At 56.0% G+C, this 19,893-nt stretch carries 21 protein-coding genes; all 21 read right to left on the bottom strand.

Annotated elements, in window-relative coordinates:
- Positions 1 to 31: 31 nt before the first annotated feature.
- On the bottom strand, positions 32 to 2,128 hold the full coding sequence (locus DQX05_RS18170) for a chemotaxis protein CheA (RefSeq protein WP_119794920.1): 2,097 nt from the start codon (positions 2,126 to 2,128) through the stop codon (positions 32 to 34).
- A 78-nt stretch (positions 2,129 to 2,206) separates the two neighbouring features.
- Positions 2,207 to 3,538, bottom strand: coding sequence for a protein-glutamate methylesterase/protein-glutamine glutaminase (locus tag DQX05_RS18165; protein ID WP_119794919.1), 1,332 nt, complete (start codon positions 3,536 to 3,538; stop codon positions 2,207 to 2,209).
- 123 nt (positions 3,539 to 3,661) lie between these two features.
- Positions 3,662 to 4,570: a MinD/ParA family protein gene (locus tag DQX05_RS18160; RefSeq protein ID WP_119794918.1), complete on the bottom strand. Its 909-nt coding sequence runs from the start codon at positions 4,568 to 4,570 to the stop codon at positions 3,662 to 3,664.
- Positions 4,571 to 4,574: 4 nt separating this feature from the next.
- A complete protein-coding gene (flhF, locus tag DQX05_RS18155) occupies positions 4,575 to 5,942 on the bottom strand; it encodes a flagellar biosynthesis GTPase FlhF (protein ID WP_119794917.1) in 1,368 nt (455 codons plus the stop codon).
- A complete protein-coding gene (flhA, locus tag DQX05_RS18150) occupies positions 5,939 to 7,972 on the bottom strand; it encodes a flagellar biosynthesis protein FlhA (RefSeq protein WP_119794916.1) in 2,034 nt (677 codons plus the stop codon). The genes flhF and flhA overlap by 4 nt, the downstream gene beginning before the upstream one ends.
- Positions 7,973 to 7,998: 26 nt before the next feature.
- On the bottom strand, positions 7,999 to 9,135 hold the full coding sequence (gene flhB, locus DQX05_RS18145; RefSeq protein WP_119794972.1) for a flagellar biosynthesis protein FlhB: 1,137 nt from the start codon (positions 9,133 to 9,135) through the stop codon (positions 7,999 to 8,001).
- Positions 9,136 to 9,137: 2 nt separating this feature from the next.
- Positions 9,138 to 9,926, bottom strand: a complete 789-nt coding sequence (gene fliR / locus DQX05_RS18140) for a flagellar biosynthetic protein FliR (RefSeq protein ID WP_087441428.1) — start codon at positions 9,924 to 9,926, stop codon at positions 9,138 to 9,140.
- Between the two features lie 11 nt (positions 9,927 to 9,937).
- A complete protein-coding gene (fliQ, locus tag DQX05_RS18135) occupies positions 9,938 to 10,207 on the bottom strand; it encodes a flagellar biosynthesis protein FliQ (RefSeq protein WP_087441429.1) in 270 nt (89 codons plus the stop codon).
- Positions 10,208 to 10,244: 37 nt separating this feature from the next.
- Positions 10,245 to 11,000: a flagellar type III secretion system pore protein FliP gene (gene fliP, locus DQX05_RS18130; protein ID WP_119794915.1), complete on the bottom strand. Its 756-nt coding sequence runs from the start codon at positions 10,998 to 11,000 to the stop codon at positions 10,245 to 10,247.
- Between the two features lie 8 nt (positions 11,001 to 11,008).
- Positions 11,009 to 11,548 (bottom strand): flagellar biosynthetic protein FliO, encoded by a 540-nt coding sequence (locus tag DQX05_RS18125; protein ID WP_119794914.1) that lies wholly within the window; start codon positions 11,546 to 11,548, stop codon positions 11,009 to 11,011.
- A gap of 3 nt (positions 11,549 to 11,551) precedes the next feature.
- Positions 11,552 to 11,914, bottom strand: coding sequence for a response regulator (locus DQX05_RS18120; RefSeq protein WP_087441432.1), 363 nt, complete (start codon positions 11,912 to 11,914; stop codon positions 11,552 to 11,554).
- A gap of 22 nt (positions 11,915 to 11,936) precedes the next feature.
- Complete coding sequence (fliY, locus tag DQX05_RS18115) at positions 11,937 to 13,232, bottom strand: flagellar motor switch phosphatase FliY (RefSeq protein WP_119794913.1); 1,296 nt, start codon at positions 13,230 to 13,232, stop codon at positions 11,937 to 11,939.
- Positions 13,222 to 14,220, bottom strand: a complete 999-nt coding sequence (fliM, locus tag DQX05_RS18110; RefSeq protein ID WP_119794912.1) for a flagellar motor switch protein FliM — start codon at positions 14,218 to 14,220, stop codon at positions 13,222 to 13,224. Before fliM ends, fliY begins: the two co-directional genes overlap by 11 nt.
- A gap of 50 nt (positions 14,221 to 14,270) precedes the next feature.
- On the bottom strand, positions 14,271 to 14,726 hold the full coding sequence (locus DQX05_RS18105) for a flagellar basal body-associated FliL family protein (protein ID WP_119794911.1): 456 nt from the start codon (positions 14,724 to 14,726) through the stop codon (positions 14,271 to 14,273).
- On the bottom strand, positions 14,723 to 14,947 hold the full coding sequence (locus DQX05_RS18100; protein ID WP_119794910.1) for a flagellar FlbD family protein: 225 nt from the start codon (positions 14,945 to 14,947) through the stop codon (positions 14,723 to 14,725). The genes DQX05_RS18105 and DQX05_RS18100 overlap by 4 nt, the downstream gene beginning before the upstream one ends.
- Before the next feature lie 88 nt (positions 14,948 to 15,035).
- The gene (gene flgG / locus DQX05_RS18095; RefSeq protein WP_119794909.1) at positions 15,036 to 15,854 is read right to left on the bottom strand and encodes a flagellar basal body rod protein FlgG; all 819 of its coding nucleotides are present in this window, start codon (positions 15,852 to 15,854) and stop codon (positions 15,036 to 15,038) included.
- 127 nt (positions 15,855 to 15,981) lie between these two features.
- Entirely contained in the window at positions 15,982 to 16,386 is a 405-nt protein-coding gene (locus DQX05_RS18090) for a TIGR02530 family flagellar biosynthesis protein (RefSeq protein WP_119794908.1), read from the bottom strand.
- Positions 16,383 to 16,961, bottom strand: coding sequence for a flagellar hook capping FlgD N-terminal domain-containing protein (locus DQX05_RS18085; RefSeq protein ID WP_119794907.1), 579 nt, complete (start codon positions 16,959 to 16,961; stop codon positions 16,383 to 16,385). The genes DQX05_RS18090 and DQX05_RS18085 overlap by 4 nt, the downstream gene beginning before the upstream one ends.
- A 34-nt stretch (positions 16,962 to 16,995) precedes the next feature.
- The gene (locus DQX05_RS18080; protein ID WP_182914808.1) at positions 16,996 to 18,420 is read right to left on the bottom strand and encodes a flagellar hook-length control protein FliK; all 1,425 of its coding nucleotides are present in this window, start codon (positions 18,418 to 18,420) and stop codon (positions 16,996 to 16,998) included.
- Between the two features lie 35 nt (positions 18,421 to 18,455).
- Positions 18,456 to 19,391, bottom strand: coding sequence for a MotE family protein (locus DQX05_RS18075; protein WP_259392093.1), 936 nt, complete (start codon positions 19,389 to 19,391; stop codon positions 18,456 to 18,458).
- Between the two features lie 48 nt (positions 19,392 to 19,439).
- Positions 19,440 to 19,886 (bottom strand): flagellar export protein FliJ, encoded by a 447-nt coding sequence (fliJ, locus tag DQX05_RS18070; protein ID WP_119794904.1) that lies wholly within the window; start codon positions 19,884 to 19,886, stop codon positions 19,440 to 19,442.
- Positions 19,887 to 19,893 lie beyond the last annotated feature (7 nt).

Raw genomic sequence — 19,893 nt, 5'->3', positions numbered from 1 at the left:
CCGTTCCTCCTCGTATCTTGATCTGTAGCGGTTATTTCAATAACGCATTCGTATCGACAATGAGCGCCACCTGGCCATCGCCGAGGATGGTTGCGCCCGAGATGCCCGGGATGTTCTTCAAATAGTTGCCGAGCGGCTTGAGCACAATCTCGCTCTGCCCGATGAATTCCTGGACGGCGAGCGCAGCGAGCCGATCGCCCTTGCTGATGATGATAATCTCCACTTCGTCTTCGTCGAAATCAGAGTACCCTTCGCAATCGAACAGGGCGCTGAGCGATAGCAGCGGGATGACGCTGTCCCGGTAATCGACCATGCGGATGCCGCCATGGACGCGCCGGATTTTGTCCTTCGTAACGAGACCGGTCTCTACAATGGATGTCAGCGGAATCGCGTATTTCTCGTCGCCTAACCGGAACAGCATCGCCGACATGATGGACAGCGTAAGCGGAAGCTGGACGATGAACTTCGTGCCTTGCCCGAACTGCGATTCGACGACGACATGGCCGCCGAGCGCCGTAATCTTGGACTTGACGACATCGAGGCCGACCCCGCGTCCCGAGACGTCCGATATTTTCTCCGCCGTGCTGAAGCCCGAGGAGAACAGCAGCTGATACACTTGCTCGTCGCTCATCGAAGCGGCCTTCTCTTGGGTGATAACCCCGTTCTTAATCGCTTTGCTCAACACCTTGTCCCGGTCAATGCCATGCCCGTCCTCCTCGATCTCGATGAAGACATGGTTGCCGCTGTGATAGGCGCGAAGATGTACCGTTCCCGTCTCCGGCTTGCCCTTCTCCAAGCGCTCCGCCACCGATTCGACACCATGGTCGACCGCGTTCCGGAGCAGGTGGACGAGCGGGTCTCCGATTTCATCAATGACGGTACGATCCAGCTCGGTTTCCGCACCGGTTATGATGAAATCGATCTTCTTATCCAGCGATTTGGCCAAGTCGCGCACCATGCGCGGGAAGCGGCTGAATACGGTATCGACCGGAACCATGCGCATCTTCAGGACAATGTTCTGCAGGTCGGAGCTGACCCGGACCAGATGCTCGACCGTCTCCGTCAATTCCGTTGTCTTCAATTCGCCCGCAATTTGTTCCAGCCGCACCCGGTCAATAAGCATCTCGCTCAATAGATTCATCAATACATCAAGACGATCGATATCAACACGAATCGTCCGGCTCTGCACGGGCTTGGAGCCGTTCCCCGCGCCTGCGCGAGGCGCGTCCGGCGATTTGGCCGCGGCCGGCTTCGGTGCCGCCTGCGCCGGGGCCGGGCTCGCTTGTGCCGCTTCCGGAGCCGCTGCCGCAGCTGCCGTCTCCTGGACCGCCTTCATGACGCCTTCTACATTGCGGTTCCATTCGCGAACGTCATTGGTGCTCATCGAGACGAAAGTGACGGATTCGAGCTCGGATACCTGATTGATTTCACGTTCCAGTTCGGCTTGCTCGGTCGTACTGACGAAAAATACGGTGAACTCGGAGTCGAATTTATCCTGCTCGATATCCTGTGCCGGCGGAGTGGACTTGACCACTTCCCCATGCTGGCCGAGCACCTGGAATACCATATAGGCGCGGACTGCCTTCAATACGCAGTCGTCCCGCAAACGGACGCGCAGATGATAGACGTTCATCCCGGATTCCAGCGATTGCTCCAGGATGCTGCGCTGGAATTCATCCAGCGTTTCGCCGGATGCCTCCTCGCCGCCGCCCGCATCCTCCTTCTCCTGCGAGGATGCGGTGCGGTATTCTCCCGTCTCGATTGACTTCAAGGCGGCCAATATTTGCGTTACGTCTGCTTTTCCCTCGCCGCCTTGCGTAATATCCGACACCATCGCCTCCAGCGAATCAAGACTGCGGAACAGCGTATCGAATATGAACTCGTCCATTTTTAGTTGATGGTTGCGAATCATATCCAGCACATTTTCCATCTGGTGGGTCAACGACGCAAGATCTTCAAACCCCATCGTCGCCGACATGCCTTTCAAGGTGTGTGCCGAACGGAAAATAATCTGGACGATGCCGACATCGTCCGGACTGTTCTCCAGTTCCAGCATATGCTCGTTCAGTGCTTGCAAATGGTCGTTCGCTTCGTCAATAAACATGGATAAATACTGATTCAGATCCATGTTCGCCCCCCCTTTCCGATATAGAGGTCGTTCAAAAAGGCCCGCCTTATTGAACACACACTCATGTACAGCTTCGCGCTACCCCGACGTAGCCGTTATGATAGCGCCAGCCATGTCTTGCAATGGAATGACTTGGGATACACACCCGAGTTCGATCGCTGCGCGCGGCATTCCGAATACGACACAGCTCTCTTCACTTTCCGCGAAGGCCGAGGCGGCGCCGTCCTCGGCCAGGCGCTGCATCATTTTGGCCCCGTCGCTGCCCATTCCGGTCAAGATCACGGCATGGCGCTTAAGCTGCCGCAAAGGGAGCAGTGACTCGAACAGCCGATCCACGGAAGGCCGGTGCCCAGATACGGGGTCCGTCCGGTTCAAGGCAATGGCATACGTGCCGTCCGGACGGGCAACCGCCGTCATGTGGAGACCGCCGGGCGCGATATAAGCCGTTCCGCTCATGAGCACCTCTCCATCCTCGGCTTCCTTCACCTTCAGCTCGCTGTAGCTGTCCAGCCGTTCTGCCAGCGAACGGGTGAAGTTCGGCGGCATATGCTGGACGATGAGCACGGGCGCCGGCAGATGATGCGGCAGCGCGGACAGCAGCGTCTTCAGCGCCCGCGGACCGCCTGTGGAGGTCCCGATAGCGACAATATGGCGGAACCGCCCAGCCCGTTCCGGCTCTGCCGTCTTGGCGGAACCGCCGCCCGCACCGCGAACGGAAGGGCCGCCAACAGCTCTGCCCGACTCTTCGGCGGGCAGAACCGGCCTCGGCCGGCTGCCTCTCGCGGCCGCGGGCGGCAGAGGCGGCGGCGATTCCCCTCTTCGCCGCGCCTGCTTGCCGTCCGCCGCAGGCGGCGTACCGCTCGTGCGCCCGCGCCGCGCCAGCTCCGCTGAGCGCTGATCCTGTGCTGGCGGCGAAGCGGCCGGCTTCGCCGTCCGGCGAGGGTCCGGGCTCTCGTCGCCAGAACCGATTAGAAGCTTCAGCCGTTCCATCTGCCGTCTGCGTTCCGCAGAGGCGATAGCTGCATGAAGCTTGTCGACCAGCATCTGTCCAACTTCTTCGATCGTGCCTGCTCCACCCGTAGGAGATGGCTTGCACACGAAGTCGATCGCACCCAATTCCAAAGCCGTCAGCGTCTCGGAACGCCCGTCTTCGGTCGAGCTTGAGAGCATAATGACCGGTGTCGGGCATTGAGCCATAATTTGCTGAAGGGCCTGCAAGCCATTCTGAACAGGCATCTCGACGTCCAGCGTAACCGCATCCGGCAGGAGCTCCTTCACCTTGCGTACAGCTTCTTCTCCATCCCGGGCTGTGCCTACCACCTCAAAGGTCGATTCGCGTGAAATCAAATCCGATATAATGGCGCGCATGAAGGCCGAATCGTCTACGACAAGTATTTTCTTGGTTGTCACAATCCATCACGCTCCCTTATCGAGGTTGTTCAAAAAAGTATGTCTATTGAGGATTGCAGTCATGCGAGCTTCCATACCGGTTGTTGGCGAGTATGAAGCTTCCGTGCGCCTGTTCGGCATGCATCAGTTCGACCAGCGGCGCAGCCATTTTTGCACGAACTGCTTGACTCCCCCTGGTGATTCCCCGGCTTCCGTCTGCTTGATGCCCTGGGTATATACCCGCGCCAGTTCCCTGATCTGCGCCGATGCCCTGCATTGCGGATAGAGGATAGTGAAGGGCTCCTGCTTCTTCACGGCCTGCATCACATGCGGATCGTCATAAATGTATCCGAGAACCGGCAAGCTCCGATTCAGGAATCGCTCGCTGACCGAGGTCAGCCGGTCTGCCGTCTGCGTTCCTTCCTTCCAGTCGGATGCGCGGTTCACGATAAGCCGGAGCGGGCAGTGATGCCCTAAGCCCGACACCAGCTTCAGCACGGCGTACGCATCCGCGATCGCCGTCGGCTCCGGTGTCGTCACAATCCATGTCTCGTCTGCCGCCATGATGAAGCGCAGCGTCTCTTTGCTCAATCCGGCTCCCGTATCGAACAGAATGACATCATATAACTCCGACATCGCATCCATCTCGGTTAGGAAGCTGTCGATCTGTTCCACGGGCATATCGAGCAGATCCTGCAGCCCGGAGCCTCCCGGCACATAGTGAAGGCCGCCGGGGCCAATCTGGATAATGTCCCGCAGCGTCTTCGTTCCGTGCAGCACATGGGCCAGACTATAGGGTGAAGGCGATCCGATCAGCACATCGATATTCGCCATTCCGATGTCGGCGTCGAATACCAGCGTGCGGCAGCCAAGCTGCTGGAGCGACAAGGCGAAGTTCAAAGTGACATTCGATTTGCCGACGCCTCCCTTCCCGCTCGTGACGGTAATGATGCGGGCCGATCGCGGCTGGCCCGGCTCCGCCGGCGCAGGCGGCCCGCTCTGAAGCTTCTTGCTGACAAGTCTGCGTAGCGCTTGAGCTTGGTCATTCATCATGAGGTCAATCTCCCATTATCCATCGCACCGCGTCATTCACTTGAAAAGGCTGTATGTCATCGGGTACGTTCTGCCCTGTCGTCAAATAGCTGCAGGGAATCTTCACCCGGGACGCCAAGTTCAATATCGTTCCGTATGTTGCGGTCTCATCCGCTTTGGTCAGAATGAGACTGTCGATGCGCTGATTTTCGAACCGTTCCCAGATGGCCAGCATGTCCTCGGTCTTCGACGTCAGACTCAGCACGAGGAAGGTCATGCTGAACGGAAGCGGCTTGAGCATCGTGTTCAGCTCGTTGACGAACATGTCATTGCGGAAATTGCGTCCGGCCGTGTCCATCAAAATGAGGTCGCATGCTTCAAGCGCGTTCAGCGCCCGCTCCGTATCGCCAGGCGAAGTGACGACCTCCAGCGGGACGTTCAGGATTGAAGCGTACGTCCGCAGCTGCTCGACGGCCGAAATCCGGTATGTATCTGCCGTAATAAATCCGACCTTGCGGCCATGGTGAAAAATCTGATCCGCGGCCAGCTTGGCAATCGTCGTCGTCTTCCCGACGCCCGTCGGACCGACGAAGTATACGATGCGGGTAGCCTTCGTAATGCCGTCCCCCTGCCAATTCAGAAGCTGCTCGCTTACCTGTTCGGTAACGAGCCGCTTCGCTTCAGCAGCCGATGCGTCCTTCGGGTGCGGGCATTGCTCTGCAGCCGCCTCGATGAAGCGGTTGACCAGCTCGCTGCCAACGCCCTGCCGCAGCAGAAGCCGTTCCATCTCCTTGAACGGTTCCGGCCAGCTCTCCTGGTAGACGCGCTGCATCACCTTGTGCATCATCTGCTTCATCTCGGCCATCTCGGTCTGCCATTCCGCGTCCAGCAGCGGACGCCGGGATGCTTGCGTTACGGCCGCCTCAAGCTCGGAGGCGAACGCCAGCGGCGCGGCGGCCGCCAATCCCGTCTCCTCCCGCTGAGCTGGTCGCGCCCGCTCTTCGGCTCCCGCGGCCGGAGATGCTTGCTCCTCCGGTTGTATCGGCCGCGGCGCAGTGTAGTCGGGAGCCGCTTCCTTCACCTGCGGAGCGGGCGGACGCGGCTCGGCCGGAGCGCCGCCATAAGCGCTGCGCGCCGCCGTCGGCGAGACGTAGACCCGCGCCGGGGGCTCGGCGGGAGCCGCTGCCCTAGCTGCGGAGCCGGCCGGCCGGGACGGCTGTGCTTGTTCGTCCACAGCCGCGACCACCTCGATCGCCTTGCGGCTGAACATGCCGAGAAAGCCGCCAGTACGAACTTCCTTCGTGCTGATGATGACCGCATCCTGCCCCAATTCTTGACGAATTTGGCTCATCGCTTCGGGCATCGTCTCCACAATGTACTTTTTTACTCTCATACATTCACCACTCCGACACTTTGAATTTCTACGCTAGGCTCAAGCTCATTGTAAGAGAGTACCGGAATATCCTGCATGGCGCGCTCCAGCAGCTGCCGCATGTACATGCGGATGGATGGGGACGCGAGCAGGACCGGCGAATGCCCCGATTGCAGGAGACGCTGCACCTGATCGCTTATCCGCTGATACACCTGCTGCGTCGTGCCCGGATCCATAACGAGATAAGATCCGTGCTCGTTCTGCGTCACACTCTCCGCAATCTTCTTCTCCAGTGTAGGACCGACCGTAATGACGCGCAGCGTCTCCCCTGGAGTGACGTACTGCTGGGTGATCTGGCGGGCCAGCGCCTGACGGACATACTCCGTAAGCACATCCGGATCCTTCGTATAGGTCCCGTAATCAGCCAGCGTCTCGAAGATGGTAACCAAATCGCGAATCGATATCTTCTCACGCAGCAGCTTCGCCAGCACCTTCTGCACTTCCCCGATAGAGAGCACATTCGGGATCAGATCGTCGGCCAGCGCCGGATACTGCTCCTTGACGGTCTCCACGAGCGCTTTCGTCTCCTGGCGGCCGACCAACTCGTGCGCATGCCGCTTAATGATCTCAGTCAGATGCGTTGCGACGACGGACGGCGGATCAACGACGGTATATCCAGCCAGCTCCGCCCGTTCCTTCATCGTCTCGTCGACCCACAGGGCCGGAAGGCCGAAGGCCGGCTCCGTCGTCTCGATGCCGGAGACGGAATCATCCTCATAGCCCGGGTTCATCGCCAAATAATGATTGAGCAGCAGCTCGCCCTGGGCAACGGCATTGCCTTTAATTTTGATGACATATTCGTTCGGCTTCAGCTGGATATTGTCCCGGATCCGGATGACGGGAACGACGAGACCGAGCTCAAGCGCGCATTGCCTGCGGATCATGATAATCCGGTCCAGCAGGTCGCCGCCTTGCTGGGCGTCGGCGAGCGGAATAAGCCCGTAGCCGAATTCGAACTCGATCGGATCCACCTGCAGCAGGTTGATGACGCTCTCCGGACTGCGGACCTCCTCGATCTGCTGCTCCTCTTCGAGCTGCTCCTCCTGAACCTGACGCTCGTCCATCGTTTTCTGCATCCGGTAGCCGGCGATGGCCAGCACGGCCGCGAACGGCACGGTTGGCTTCAGGCCGATCGGTGTCAGCAAGCCGAGCATCGCAATCGTCGTGGCGACGATGTAGAGCAGCTTCGGATAAGCGAGCATCTGCGTGCTCATATCCTCAGCCAGATTTCCTTTGGAAGCCGCACGGGTGACGATGAGACCGGCCGCGGTCGAAATCAGCAAGGCCGGAATCTGGCTGACGAGGCCGTCCCCGATCGACAGGATCGAATAAGTCGATGCTGCTTCGTCGAAGGCCATGCCGTGCATTGCGATTCCGATGACGAAGCCGCCGATCAGGTTGATGAGCAGGATGATGATGCTGGCGATGGCGTCCCCTTTGACGAACTTGCTGGCACCGTCCATCGCGCCGTAGAAATCGGCCTCTTTCTCAATTTTCTCCCGGCGCTCGCGCGCCTGTTGTTCATTGATAAGCCCGGCATTCAGATCCGCATCGATCGCCATCTGCTTCCCGGGCATCGCGTCGAGCGTGAATCGCGCCGCGACTTCGGCGACCCGCTCGGAACCCTTCGTGATGACAATGAATTGCACGATGACGAGAATGAGGAATACAACCATGCCGACGGCGATATTGCCCTGCGTTATCCACTCGCCGAATGTGGCGACGACATCTCCCGCTTCTCCATTTGCCAAAATCTGCTTGGTCGTCGAGATGTTGAGCGCAAGCCGGAATAACGTCGTGATGAGCAGCATTGCCGGGAAAATCGAAAACTCCAGAGCTTCCTTCGAATTCATGGCAATCAAAAGGATCATCAGCGCCAATGAGATATTGATCACCAGCAGGATGTCCAACAGCCATAACGGTATCGGCAGGACCATCATGAGCACGATGCCGATGATGCCGACCAAGACGAATAGATCTCGCGTTTTCACGGATTGCTTCCCCCAAACTTGTTAGCTCAATTGACTTTGCCTTTCAATTTGTATACATAAGCCAGAACTTCCGCCACGGCCTGGAACAAGTCGGCTGGTATGGCTTCGCCAATCTCCGTCCTCTCGAATAAAGCTCGGGCGAGCGGCTTGTTTTCCATGGTCAGTACGCCGTTCTCCTTGGCGATCTGCTTGATGCGCAGGGCAACGTAATCCTGCCCCTTCGCAATCACTTGCGGGGCTTCCATCTCGGAACCGTCATACTTCAGCGCGACGGCGAAGTGAGTCGGGTTCGTAATGATAACGTCCGCCTTCGGCACTTCCTGCATCATCCGCATCATCGCCATGCGGCGTTGTCGTTCTTTGATTTTTCCTTTGATAAGAGGGTCACCCTCTGTTTTTTTGTACTCGTCCTTAATGTCTTGCTTGGACATGCGCATGCTTTTCTCATGATCATAACGTTGGTACATGTAGTCCATGATGGCGATCGCGAACAAGGCGGCGCCGATCTTCAATCCGAGAGACAGCGTAATTTGTGCGGTATAGCTCATGATGTCATTGAGGGGCACATGCGACATCTGGACAATGCGATCCCGCTCCCCCCACAAAGACAAGTAGACGATGACAGCAATCGCTGCCAGCTTCAATATCGACTTCAAAAACTCCACAACGGAACGAAGCGAGAAAATCCGTTTGAACCCTTGTATCGGGTTGATTTTGCTCAGTTTCATTTTCATGGGCTCACCGGTGAACAAAAATCCGATCTGCGCGTAATTCGCGATGAGTCCCATCAGAAATGCCGCAAGAAACACGGGGGCTAACACGATGAGCCCTTTCAGGAACACCTGGCTGAAATAGTCCGTCACATTGCCTACCGTGACTTCCATCGTCAAGCGGTGCTGCAAGGAATCCGCGAATAAATCGAGCACTCTCTCCTTATAAAAGCTCCCGAACATTAGCAGGCAGAAGAAGCATGCAAGCAGGATAGACGCCCCGGACAAGTCCGAGCTCTTGGCAACCTGCCCCTTCTTGCGGGACTCCTGCCTCTTTTTCGGGGTTGCCTTCTCCGTCTTCTCTTGCGAGAACAGCTGGAGATTCAGGCGGTGTCTCAGTTGATATTCGCGGGCGGCAGACGGTGTCGTCTGCCCGCGGCGCGTACGTGTCATCATTATCCCGCCCCCTGCATCATGCGTAACAGTTGGTCAAGCGCCTCGAATAGCGAGGAGAACAACTGCTGAAGCACGTAAATAAGACTAGGTACGGTCAGTAGCAGCATAACTAATCCGATAATCAGTTTGAGCGGTATGCCCACGACAAAGATATTGAACTGCGGCGCCGACCGCGCCAGAAAGCCAAGCGCCACATCGGTCAGGAACAGCGCCACGATGAGGGGCGCCGAAATCTGGAACGCGATGATGAACGCCTGAACGAAGGACTGCACCAAAAATTCGGAGACAAGTCCGTTCGCTATCTGTTCAAAGAAGGTGTTTTCATCCAGCGGCAGCCACTCAAAACTTCGCATGATTCCGTCGATAAAGTAATGGTGGCCGTTCATCCCGAGAAACAGCAGCACGACAAAGATATACTTGAAGTTCCCCATTACCGGTGAAGTGGCGCCTGTCAACGGATCGATGACATTCGCAATCCCGAAGCCGATCTGGATGTCGATGAACGACCCGGCCGTTTGCACGGCGGTGAAGAACAGCTGGGCCAAAAATCCGATTAATAGGCCAATTAATACTTCTCGTATAATGAAAATGATAAACATGCCGTCTGCCGGCACGGTTTTGCCGAGGCCGAACAGCAAATAGGCGATCACGCTCACAAAAAATGCGAGTCCGACACGAAAATGATTCGGCACGCCCCGCGAAGATATGACAGGGACTGTGACAAAGAATGCCGTAATTCGACATAGCGTGAGCAAAAAAACAGGGAAAGCCTGAACGAGGATTTCCATCTCTTCACTGCCTAACCGATGTAAAGGTGCAAATTATTTAAAATACTAAAAGCAAAATCGACCAAGGTCGTTAAAATCCATGGGCCGAATACGAGCACAGCCACCATGACGGCGATAATTTTGGGCACGAAGGCCAAGGTCTGCTCCTGGATCTGCGTCGTCGCCTGAAAAATACTAATGGCAAGCCCGACGATCAGTGCGATGGCCAGCATCGGGGCGGCCACCTTCAATACGGTGAACACCGCCTGCCCCGCCAAGCCGATAATAAATTCAGCACTCATTTCCTGTCTTCCTCCCGTTCGTCAGATTCGTTCCCACTTAGGTATTGAAACTCATCAGCAACGACTTCACGACAAGATACCAGCCGTCTACGAGCACGAACAGAAGTATTTTAAAAGGAAGCGAGATCATCACCGGAGGCAGCATCATCATCCCCATCGCCATCAGCGTGCTGGCTACGACCATGTCAATGACCAGAAAAGGAATGAATATCATAAAACCCATCTGAAAGGCGGTCTTCAGCTCACTGATAGCATATGCAGGCACAAGCACGGTGAGCGGCACGTCTTGATACGTATTTGGCTTCTCGGTCTTCGTGTACTTCATAAATAAGAGCAAATCTTTCTCGCGGGTATGCGAGAACATGAATTTCTTCATAGGTATTGAGGCTTGCTCCAACGCCTGGGTCTGGTTCAGATCGCCCTTCAAATACGGCTGCAGCGCGACCTGATTGATTTCGCCAATCGTTGGGGACATCACAAACAAAGTAAGAAAGAGCGCAAGTCCGATTAACACCTGGTTGGGCGGCATCTGCTGCGTTCCAAGCGATGTCCGGACGAAGCCCAGCACGACGACGATGCGCGTGAAGGAGGTCATCAGGACGAGAATGGCCGGAGCGATGCTGAGCACGGTAATCAGCAGCAGCAAGGACAACGAGGATGTTCCCGGCTGCCCGCCGCCGTCTCCAATCTTGATGTCGATGTCAGGAATGACAGGCGACGCCGACGCCCAATGAGCGGTAAGACCGGACAACAACAGGACGGCTGTCACAGCTAGCAGCAATTTTTTATTCATCAATCCATCTACCGATCTTCATTGGAATCTTCTTTGAACAACTGCTCCACTTGTTGTGCGCGTCTGGGCATTTGTTCAAGTTTTGCATGAAACACTTCATGAAATGACACGGAAGACGGGTCCGCATCTCTCGTTCCCGAGTCTGTCTCCGCAGTCTTGTAACCTCTTCGCATACGGCTTTTTAGGTCAGACCAAGAGGCTGGCCATGCCGTCCCGGGCTTGGATGGCGCACGCTCCAATGACGCCATCAAGCGCGCCGCTTGCTCCGGATCGGATATTTTATCGATCAAGGTAATATCCTCTCCGATGCCCAGGATGTAGACGACATCGCCAACTTCAATAATCTGCAAGGACTTGTTCGGTCCGAGCCCGGTGCCGCCGATCGTGCGAATGCTTTGATTCATTTGCCACATGCGGTTTTTCCGGTTCAACCATTTAATAAGCAGTACGATAAGTACGATAATGACTGCGAGCGACAGCAGCACGGTCAATAAGCTGCCTATGTAATCTCCGGCACCGGGCGTTTGAATTTGACCGTTGTCAGGCATGGCTTATCCCATTGTTTTCTTAATCGCTTCGATAACGCGGTCTGCCTGGAACGGCTTGACGATGAAGTCCTTCGCCCCTGCCTGAATCGCATCGATAACCATTGCCTGCTGTCCCATCGCTGAGCACATGATGACTTTGGCGTTCGGATCCAGCTTGCGAATCTCCTTCAACGCCGCAATGCCGTCCATCTCCGGCATCGTGATGTCCATCGTAATCAGGTCTGGTTTATGTTCTTTGAACTTTTCGATCGCCTGAGCGCCATCTGATGCTTCTCCCACGACATCGTATCCATTCTTAGTCAAAATGTCGCGAATCATCATTCGCATGAACGCTGCATCGTCTACGATCAAAATACGGTTAGCCATCGTTCTGAATCCTCCCTAAATCTTATTGTAGTTTTTGAATTCGATCCCACTGGTTGATAATATCGGTGACACGAACGCCAAAATTCTCGTCTATGACGACAACTTCCCCCTTGGCAATGAGTTTGTTGTTGACCAGAATGTCGACCGGTTCGCCAGCCAGCTTGTCCAGCTCAATAATGGAACCTTGAGAGAGCTCTAGAATGTCCTTGATCTGTTTGTGTGTCCTCCCTAATTCTACTGTGACTTTGAGCGGGATGTCCAACAATAAATTTAGATTGGATTCATCATGTTGCACGTAGGATCCGGGTTGAAAATTCGCAAATTGCACCGGCTGGACATTGACGTTCCGGTTCGGCACATTGCCGAATGCGGAAGCCGCTCCGCTCTGCGGATCCAGGTGAGCTGCCGGCATCGGCTGAGCTCCGTACGGAGGCTGCGCGTACGGCTGTCCGTACGGCTGCTGAGGCGCTTGTCCCCCCGCCATCGGCTGCTGCTCATATCCCGTCATCGGAGGCTGCTCATACCCTGCCATCGGCTGCTGCTGGGCAGCAGGCTGAGCGGGTGGCGCATATGGCGCCTCTTCCGCCGCAGGAGCCTCCGGCGCGGCCTCTGCTCCTGTCGACATCGATTCCGCCGTTCCCATCAAAATCCGGACCATGTCCTTCGCAAACGGCACCGTCAAAATTTGCATTATCGTCGAATCAATCAAATCGCCGATCGTAAGGCGGAATGAAACTTTGACGAGCACATTCGCGTCAGGCAGCGTGTCAATCCCCTGTCCATCCGACATGTTCAAGATCCCGATGCCCGGCGGTGAAATGTTCACCAACCGATTAAAAATCGTGGACATGGACGTCGCGGACGAGCCCATCATCTGGTTCATGGCCTCCTGCACGGCGCTGACGTGAATTTCATTCAGCTCGCCGGTCAGGCCCGTGCCGTCTCCGCCAAGCATCAAATCCGCGATGACCTGCGCATCCGATGTCTTGATGACGAGGGAATTGACCCCTTCGAAGCCTTCGACATACTGCACGTGCACCGCGACATGCGGCTTCGGGAACTCCTCCTCCAGATTTTCGCGCTTCAGCAGCGTGATGCGGGGCGTCGTAATGTCCACCTTTTTGCCCAGCAGGGTGGATAGCGCGGTGGCTGCACTGCCAAACGTAATATTGCCTATCTCACCAAGGGCATCGACTTCGATCGGATCCAAGTAGGAATCGATTGAAGGGGATTCCGCTTCGCCTTCAGATGAATCGCCGCTCGATTTTTTCAACAGGGCGTCAATTTCCTCCTGCGACAAGTAATCTTTACTCGTCATGCTCTTCCACTCCTTCTTCCACGACTTGCTCGATTTGTACCGCTACGCGCTCTTTGACTACACCCGGCGTGCCAATATATTTCATGCGGTCACCAACCCGAATCGTCAAACCGCTGTCAACCGGCTTGTTCAAGGCGATGACATCGCCGATTGATAACTGCATTAACTCCTGTACCGAAATCTGTGATGTGCCAAGTTCAACGGCGATCGGAAGCTTCGCTTTGCTAACCCGTTGGCGCAATTTTTCGATCTCAATCGGTTCCCGCGTTTTTTTCTCAGATACGAACCAATGATGCACTGACAGCTTCGGCATAATCGGCTCAATGACGACATGAGGGATACATAAGTTGATCATCCCCGTCGTATCCCCGATCTTGGTGCTCAATGAAATGAGCGCAATCGTCTCGTTCGGGGAGACAATTTGCATAAATTGAGGATTCGTCTCGAGTGCTTCCAGCCGCGGCCGGATATCGAGCACGCTCTTCCACGCCTCCTGCAGGCTCTCGAACGCCCGGCTGAAAATGCGCTCCATCACCGTCGTCTCGATCTCGGTCAGCACGTTGATCTTCGAAGGGGCAGCTCCGGCCCCGCCCAGCATGCGGTCAAGCATGGCATATGCAACGTTCGGGTTGACCTCGAGAACCATCCGGCCTTTGAGCGGCTCGGCCTCAAAAATATTCAAAATGGTCATTTTCGGTATCGAGCGGATGAATTCGTCATACGGCAACTGCTCGACCTGGACGACATTGATTTGCACAAAAGTACGCAATTGCGCGGAAAAATATGTCGTCAAAAATCTGGCGAAATTTTCATGGATGCGTGTCAAACTTCGAATGTGGTCTTTAGAAAAACGAACGGCACGCTTGAAATCGTACGAACGGATTTTACGCTGTGTTTCCTCTTTTTTTAGCTCTTCCGCATCCATTTCCCCCGAGGACAGCGCCGCGAGCAATGCGTCAATCTCGTTCTGCGATAGCACGTCTACCAATCGTTTCACCCCCTTACAGGAATCAGCTGAACATGTGTGTCAATCTGCCGTCAAATCGGCGAAAGTATAAAGTCCGTCAAGTCCACTTGAACGACCTTGCCTTCCGGCAATTGCTTATTAATCAGTTCGAGCAACTTGGCACACAGCTGATCCTGACCCTTCATACCTTGCAAGTCTTCCGGTTTCATATCAGCCAAGGTTCTGAGAATGAGAGGCTTGATGCGAACATCTTTGATCTTGTCGAACTGCTCCTTTGTCTTCTTGGTGTCCATTTGGAACGCGAAGCCGGTCAATACGATATAGCTGCGATCTGCCAGATTCGTTTTGATGTCTGTCATCGTTGACGTCATCTCCACGATTTCATCGGCGGATAATCTTACAGTCTGCACTTGCTGTGCTCCAGGCGCGTTGCCTTTACCATTCGTATTGATCATCATAATCACGACCAGGGCGATCAAGGTCAGCGCAAGCAGGAGTGTGATCATCCACGGCATCATTCGTTTCATGGTTGTCCCTCCGATGGTTCTGTCTTTTTCGTTCCGGCAATGATACCGACAGAGCGAACATACTGTTCAATCCGTCCTATCACTTCCGGCCCCTTCTCCAGTACGATGAACTTCTTCCCCGTCGTTAACGTAACATACGTGTCCGGCGTCTCTTCCACGGTTTCGATGAGAAGGGCGTTCACCCACATGGGAGAACCGTTCAATCGCGTGACGGATATCATCCAAATCCTCCTTTGCCTCTTCATTCCAGGCCCCGATGCCGGCCGTTCACAGGCGCGGCATCAGGGCTCGGAACGGATTACTTCCGCATTATCGCTTCAGATTGACGACTTCCTGCAATACTTCATCGGATGTCGTAATGATGCGCGAGTTCGCCTGGAAGCCGCGCTGGGCCACGATCATCTCCGTGAACTCGCCCGTCAGGTCGACGTTCGACATTTCGAGCTGACCTGTGATAATCGCGCCGGTGCCCGCCTCCGGATCGTTCGCGGTGACGATCTCGGCTTCACCCTCCTCGACCGCGTTCGGGGTCAAGCGGTACAGGTTGCCCCCGATTTTCTCGAGGCCTTCCGGGTTGACGACCTTGATTACACCGAGCTGGACGCCCGTCGCTTCTGTCGTGCCGTCTTCCCGCTTCGCAATGATCTCACCGGTCTGCGAGATGGAGAAGGCGACGATATCATCTTCCAACTCGATCACCCCGCCGCCGGAATCGAGTACGCTCAAGCCGTCTGCGGTGACCAGCCTCCGGTTCGCATCCAGATGGAAATCGCCTGCGCGCGTCAGGAACGGAACCTCCTGATCATCACCTAGCGAGACGGCGAAGAAGCCGTCGCCGTCGATGCGCATGTCGAGCGGGCGATTCGTCGTCATCGCGCTTCCTGGCGTATGCACGGTATCGATGGAAGCGAGGGAGACGCCGAGTCCAATCTGCTTGGCGTTCACCCCGCCGCTGTTATCATTCGGAGCGGTCGTGCCTTCAATCGTCTGGCTCATAATATCCTTAAACATGACGCGGCTGCCTTTGAAGCCAACCGTATTGACGTTGGCAATGTTATTGCCAATGACGTCCAGTTTCGTCTGAAATCCGCGCATGCCGGATACGCCGGAATACATCGATCGAATCATCGTATTACCTCCAATGTCTTAATGGTACAAGTTCAAAGGTTATTGAATTCCTCTAAATAAAGGGCTCACTTCGGTCGTTCCATGAGCCAAGGCTCCCTTGCGGTCCAGCCTCTAGACCCGCCATGCCTCAATCATTGAGGAGAATGGCGCTGTCGATCTGCGTAAAAACATGATTCTGCCGCGTCGCTTCATCCAAAGCCGTAATGACGGTACGGGACGGCACATTGACGATGAAGGCCTGGTTATTCATGATGACGAGCGATTGCCGCGCCCCCTTCTCCTCGGCCTGCTTCATCGCCTGATTCATCTTGGCCACGAGCTCGGGAGTCAGGTTCATGCCGCGCTCTGTCATGCGGGTTCTCGCATGCTGGCTGAAGCGGACCTCGTTCGTCCGCTGCAGCTCCTGTTGAAAGAGCTGCTGGAAGCTTGCTTTGCTCTCGCTCTGCCGGGCCTGCTTCAGCCGTTCAGGCTGCTGGACGGCCTGTATCGGTGCTGTCGGGCCTAAATGCCCAATTGGGCCTCCGAGGTTCATGACTGGCCTTCCGCTGCTCCGCCAGGAGACTCTTCCTCAGGCGGTCCAGGCTGTTCTGGTTCCTCTGGCTGTCCTGGTTGTTCCGGCTCTTCCGTGCCTGGGGCTTCTCCCGGTTCACGAATCTCCGCGATCGTGCTCAACTCAACTTCATACTTGCCGACCTTGGCGTAGGACACGCCGTCGCGGATAATCATCGACTCGACGATGCCCGTTCTCAGTACCGGATTCGTATCTTCCTGACCCGTTACCTGATATTCCTTATCTTCGGAAGTACCGTACCATGTTATCTCTTTTCCGATAAGGCTGGAAGACATGCCGAGCGCCTGGTGCAGGCTGCCGAGCTGGGTCTGGATGTTCATCAACTGCTCGACGGAGCTGAATTGGGCCATCTGCGCGATGAAGTCCCGGTCCTGCATCGGCTGCATCGGATCCTGATTTTGCAGCTGCGTAATCAGAATTTTCAAAAATTCATCTTTTCCTAGCGTCTGACCATCCTTCTTGCTGGCCTGCGCCACGTTCTCTGTGCTGTAGTTCGGCCAGGTGACGACTTTGCCGACTGCTGCATCTGATGCCATTGGCCGTACCTCCCTGATTGTTATCTACCAATAGTTACACGCTTGCGCTGAAGGTGGAATTCCCGCCAAGCAGTTGCTCTGCCCCCAGGTCCCCTCCGGCCTCTGCCGTACCGGCAAGCTCATCAAGGGTCAGGCGCTTGCCCTGCTTCGCCCCCCGTTCCGACGATTGCTGGCGGTGGGTATCCTGCTGTCTCCGCTCCTCCTGGAACAGGGAAGAATTCAATGCATTCGACGATTGCTGGGATACTTCAATCTTCTCCACTTGAATTCCTTGGGATTGCAGTGCGCCGCGAAGCATGGACATTTGCTGTTCCAGCATATCCTTCGCCATCAGATGCTCAGTCAAGAAGCGGGCCGTCAATTGGCCGTTCTGAATCGTCAATCGAACCTCTACCTGTCCCAGATGCTCCGGATACAGGGAAATCTTCGCTTCCGACATCCCTCCGATCCGGCTGAATCGCAGCTGCTTCACCATGAAGCCGGCCATTTCGTCCGCGAATCGGTCCGCGTGGATGACGGGCAACGGCTTCGTCGAGTTGAGTCCTTCCTGACGCAGGGCCCATTGGCCTGCCTGCATGACTTGTCCAAGCTGCGGCTCCGGCTGTGCGTGATCTGGGCCGCTCACGGTTTCTGACGCTGGCTTCGCTCCGGCCGATGCTGTTGGCACGATTTCCGCTTGCGCCACAGACTGGGCTTGCACCGCTGCTGCCGCACGTGCCGCATTGGCTGCGGCAGGAGCCGTCGGGGCGTTAGCTGCGCCTTCCTGCTTCAACATGTCAGCGAGCCGCGCCATCCATCGTATCGCCTCGGCAGGCTGTGCCTGTTCCCCCTTGGCGCTTGCTGCCGCATGGGGAAGCTCCGAGCCTGCGCCTTGCGCCTGCCGTTCGGACGTCGCCTGCGTCTGGGTCTGCACGACAGCCGACACCACAGCCGCCGCTTGTCCGTTCCCGGCAAGCTGAGTCATCAACGGAGCATCCGCTTGCTTCCCTTCCAGCAGACCGGTCAGTTGAGCGAGCACATCGCGCACCGCGATCGCAATCGTGGACGGCTGCTCGATCAGGACGGACGGGCTCTGTGCCGATGCATTAGAGTCCTCCGCATTCGGCTGCTGTCCGTTCAGCCATTGCTGGGCTTGCATCACCCATTGCTGCAGCGCGGCGAACAGCTCCGGATTGCTCTCCAATTCATCATCCGCCGACTGCAACGACTCAAGCAGCGGTTGAAGCAAGGCTTCAGCAACCTCGGCTGCTTCTTCCGGCAAGGCTGGTATATTGCCCGTCCCTTCGCCCAGGTTGAACAGCGAAGCCAAGCCTCCCGCCCCCTCGCCCGATGTATCCATGCATTGCGAGAGCACGGTCAAGAATCCGGCGCCGCCATCGGCCGCTCCAGCCTTGGCCTGCGTGCCGCCCATCATCGGAGCTGCGCTTCCGGCCGAAATATTCATAATTGTTCCTGTCATTTTTTCACCTCCTTTCAAGCATTCGTAGATGTCTATCATTTGCTTGGAAGCAGCTTCGCGACGAGCTTGGCCGTCGCTTGCTTGTCCTCCTCTGTCATCGCATTCAGCAAGCGGGAGCGGGTCGCGTCATCGACCGAATTCAGTACGTTCAGCGCCTTTTCCGGACTGATTTTCGCCGTTTCGAGCAAAATGCTGGCCGCACTCTTCGGCGTCATGCTCGAGAAGGTCTGGCTGAGCTGCGTCTGATCAAGGCCATTGTGCGCTTCCTTCGTCGCTTCATTCTTTTTGAGGCGCGCCTGCAGCGCGCGGACCTCCAGGTTGTCCGCCGGCTTCACATCCTTGAGCCGGATCGACGCATCAGCGGCTACCTTCGGATTCATCTTTTCCAGTATCTTCGCGCGGTCCTCCTGCTTCATCGCATCCAGCACAAGCACGAGTTCCTCTGTCGCCAAGTTCTCCAGAATCGGAGCCGATTTGCTCGGCATCATCTTGGCGTACAGATTCGCCAGATCCTTCACCTGCTGCGCGTACTGCTCTTCCGTTACCTGTTCTTCGCGCCGTTCGGCCCGCAAATCCTTGATTTCCTTATTCAGATTCGCGACCTGCTCCTCGAGCGTCTTGCGCGCATCGGCCAGATTGCGGAGGTCAGCGTCCTTGGAAGCCAGCAGCGCCTTCAGTTCGGCAATCTGCTCTTCCTGTTCCTTTTGAATGTTTTTGTTCTCTTTCTTCGCTTTGCCGGGTTCTTTGCCCTCGGCTTTATCCTTATCGGAAGAAATCCATTCATTTACGATCGGGATATTTTCCGCCAAGGCTATCATCTGATTGCGCCAGTTCGCATTGAACAGCGTGAGCAGCACGGCTAACAAAATGATCGTAAACAATATGGGGGTCGCAAAGAACAAAAACCGTTCAAAGCCCGAATATCCACTTTCCTTTTCCATTGATTCCTGATTCATCTCTGCCACTCTCATCCCTCCTGCTGAAGCGGCGGGACCGAACTGCCGCACCTGACATTTCTCCTAGCGGGCTGCCATATGGTAGCGAACGGTCGCCAGTTCGTCCAATTCGTTCTGTTCCCACGCAGCCAGTTGCTGGTTGAATTGCGCTTCCGCCTTTTCCCTGGCCTTGGTCCACACTTTTTCGTCGGTCATCCGTACGGCCAGCTCGCCCTGCTTGTTCTGAACGTTGGCTTCCGCGGCGCTGACCCGCTCGTTCGCCAGGTCAACCTGCGATTCCATATAGGCGATATATTGCTGCCAGACCTGAAGGCTGGATGCGGATGCGCGAGCATCCACATGACGCTGAAGCTCTTCGCGAGCGTGCAGGAGATCTGCCGTGCACTGCTGAAGCTGGCTCTCCTTCGTCATCAGATCTCCCACTGCTTCGGACAATATCCATTCCGCCTGCTTTTTCTCATTGGTCTTCAAGTCAAGCACTTTTTGCAAAGCGTATTGAAAGCCACGCACCGGTCAC

Origin of the sequence: Paenibacillus thiaminolyticus (assembly GCF_003591545.1) — a bacterium.
Classification (GTDB): Bacteria; Bacillota; Bacilli; order Paenibacillales; family Paenibacillaceae; genus Paenibacillus_B; species Paenibacillus_B thiaminolyticus_A.
The sequence above is the reverse complement of the archived record's forward strand: the minus strand, read 5'-3'. Positions and strand labels throughout refer to the sequence as shown.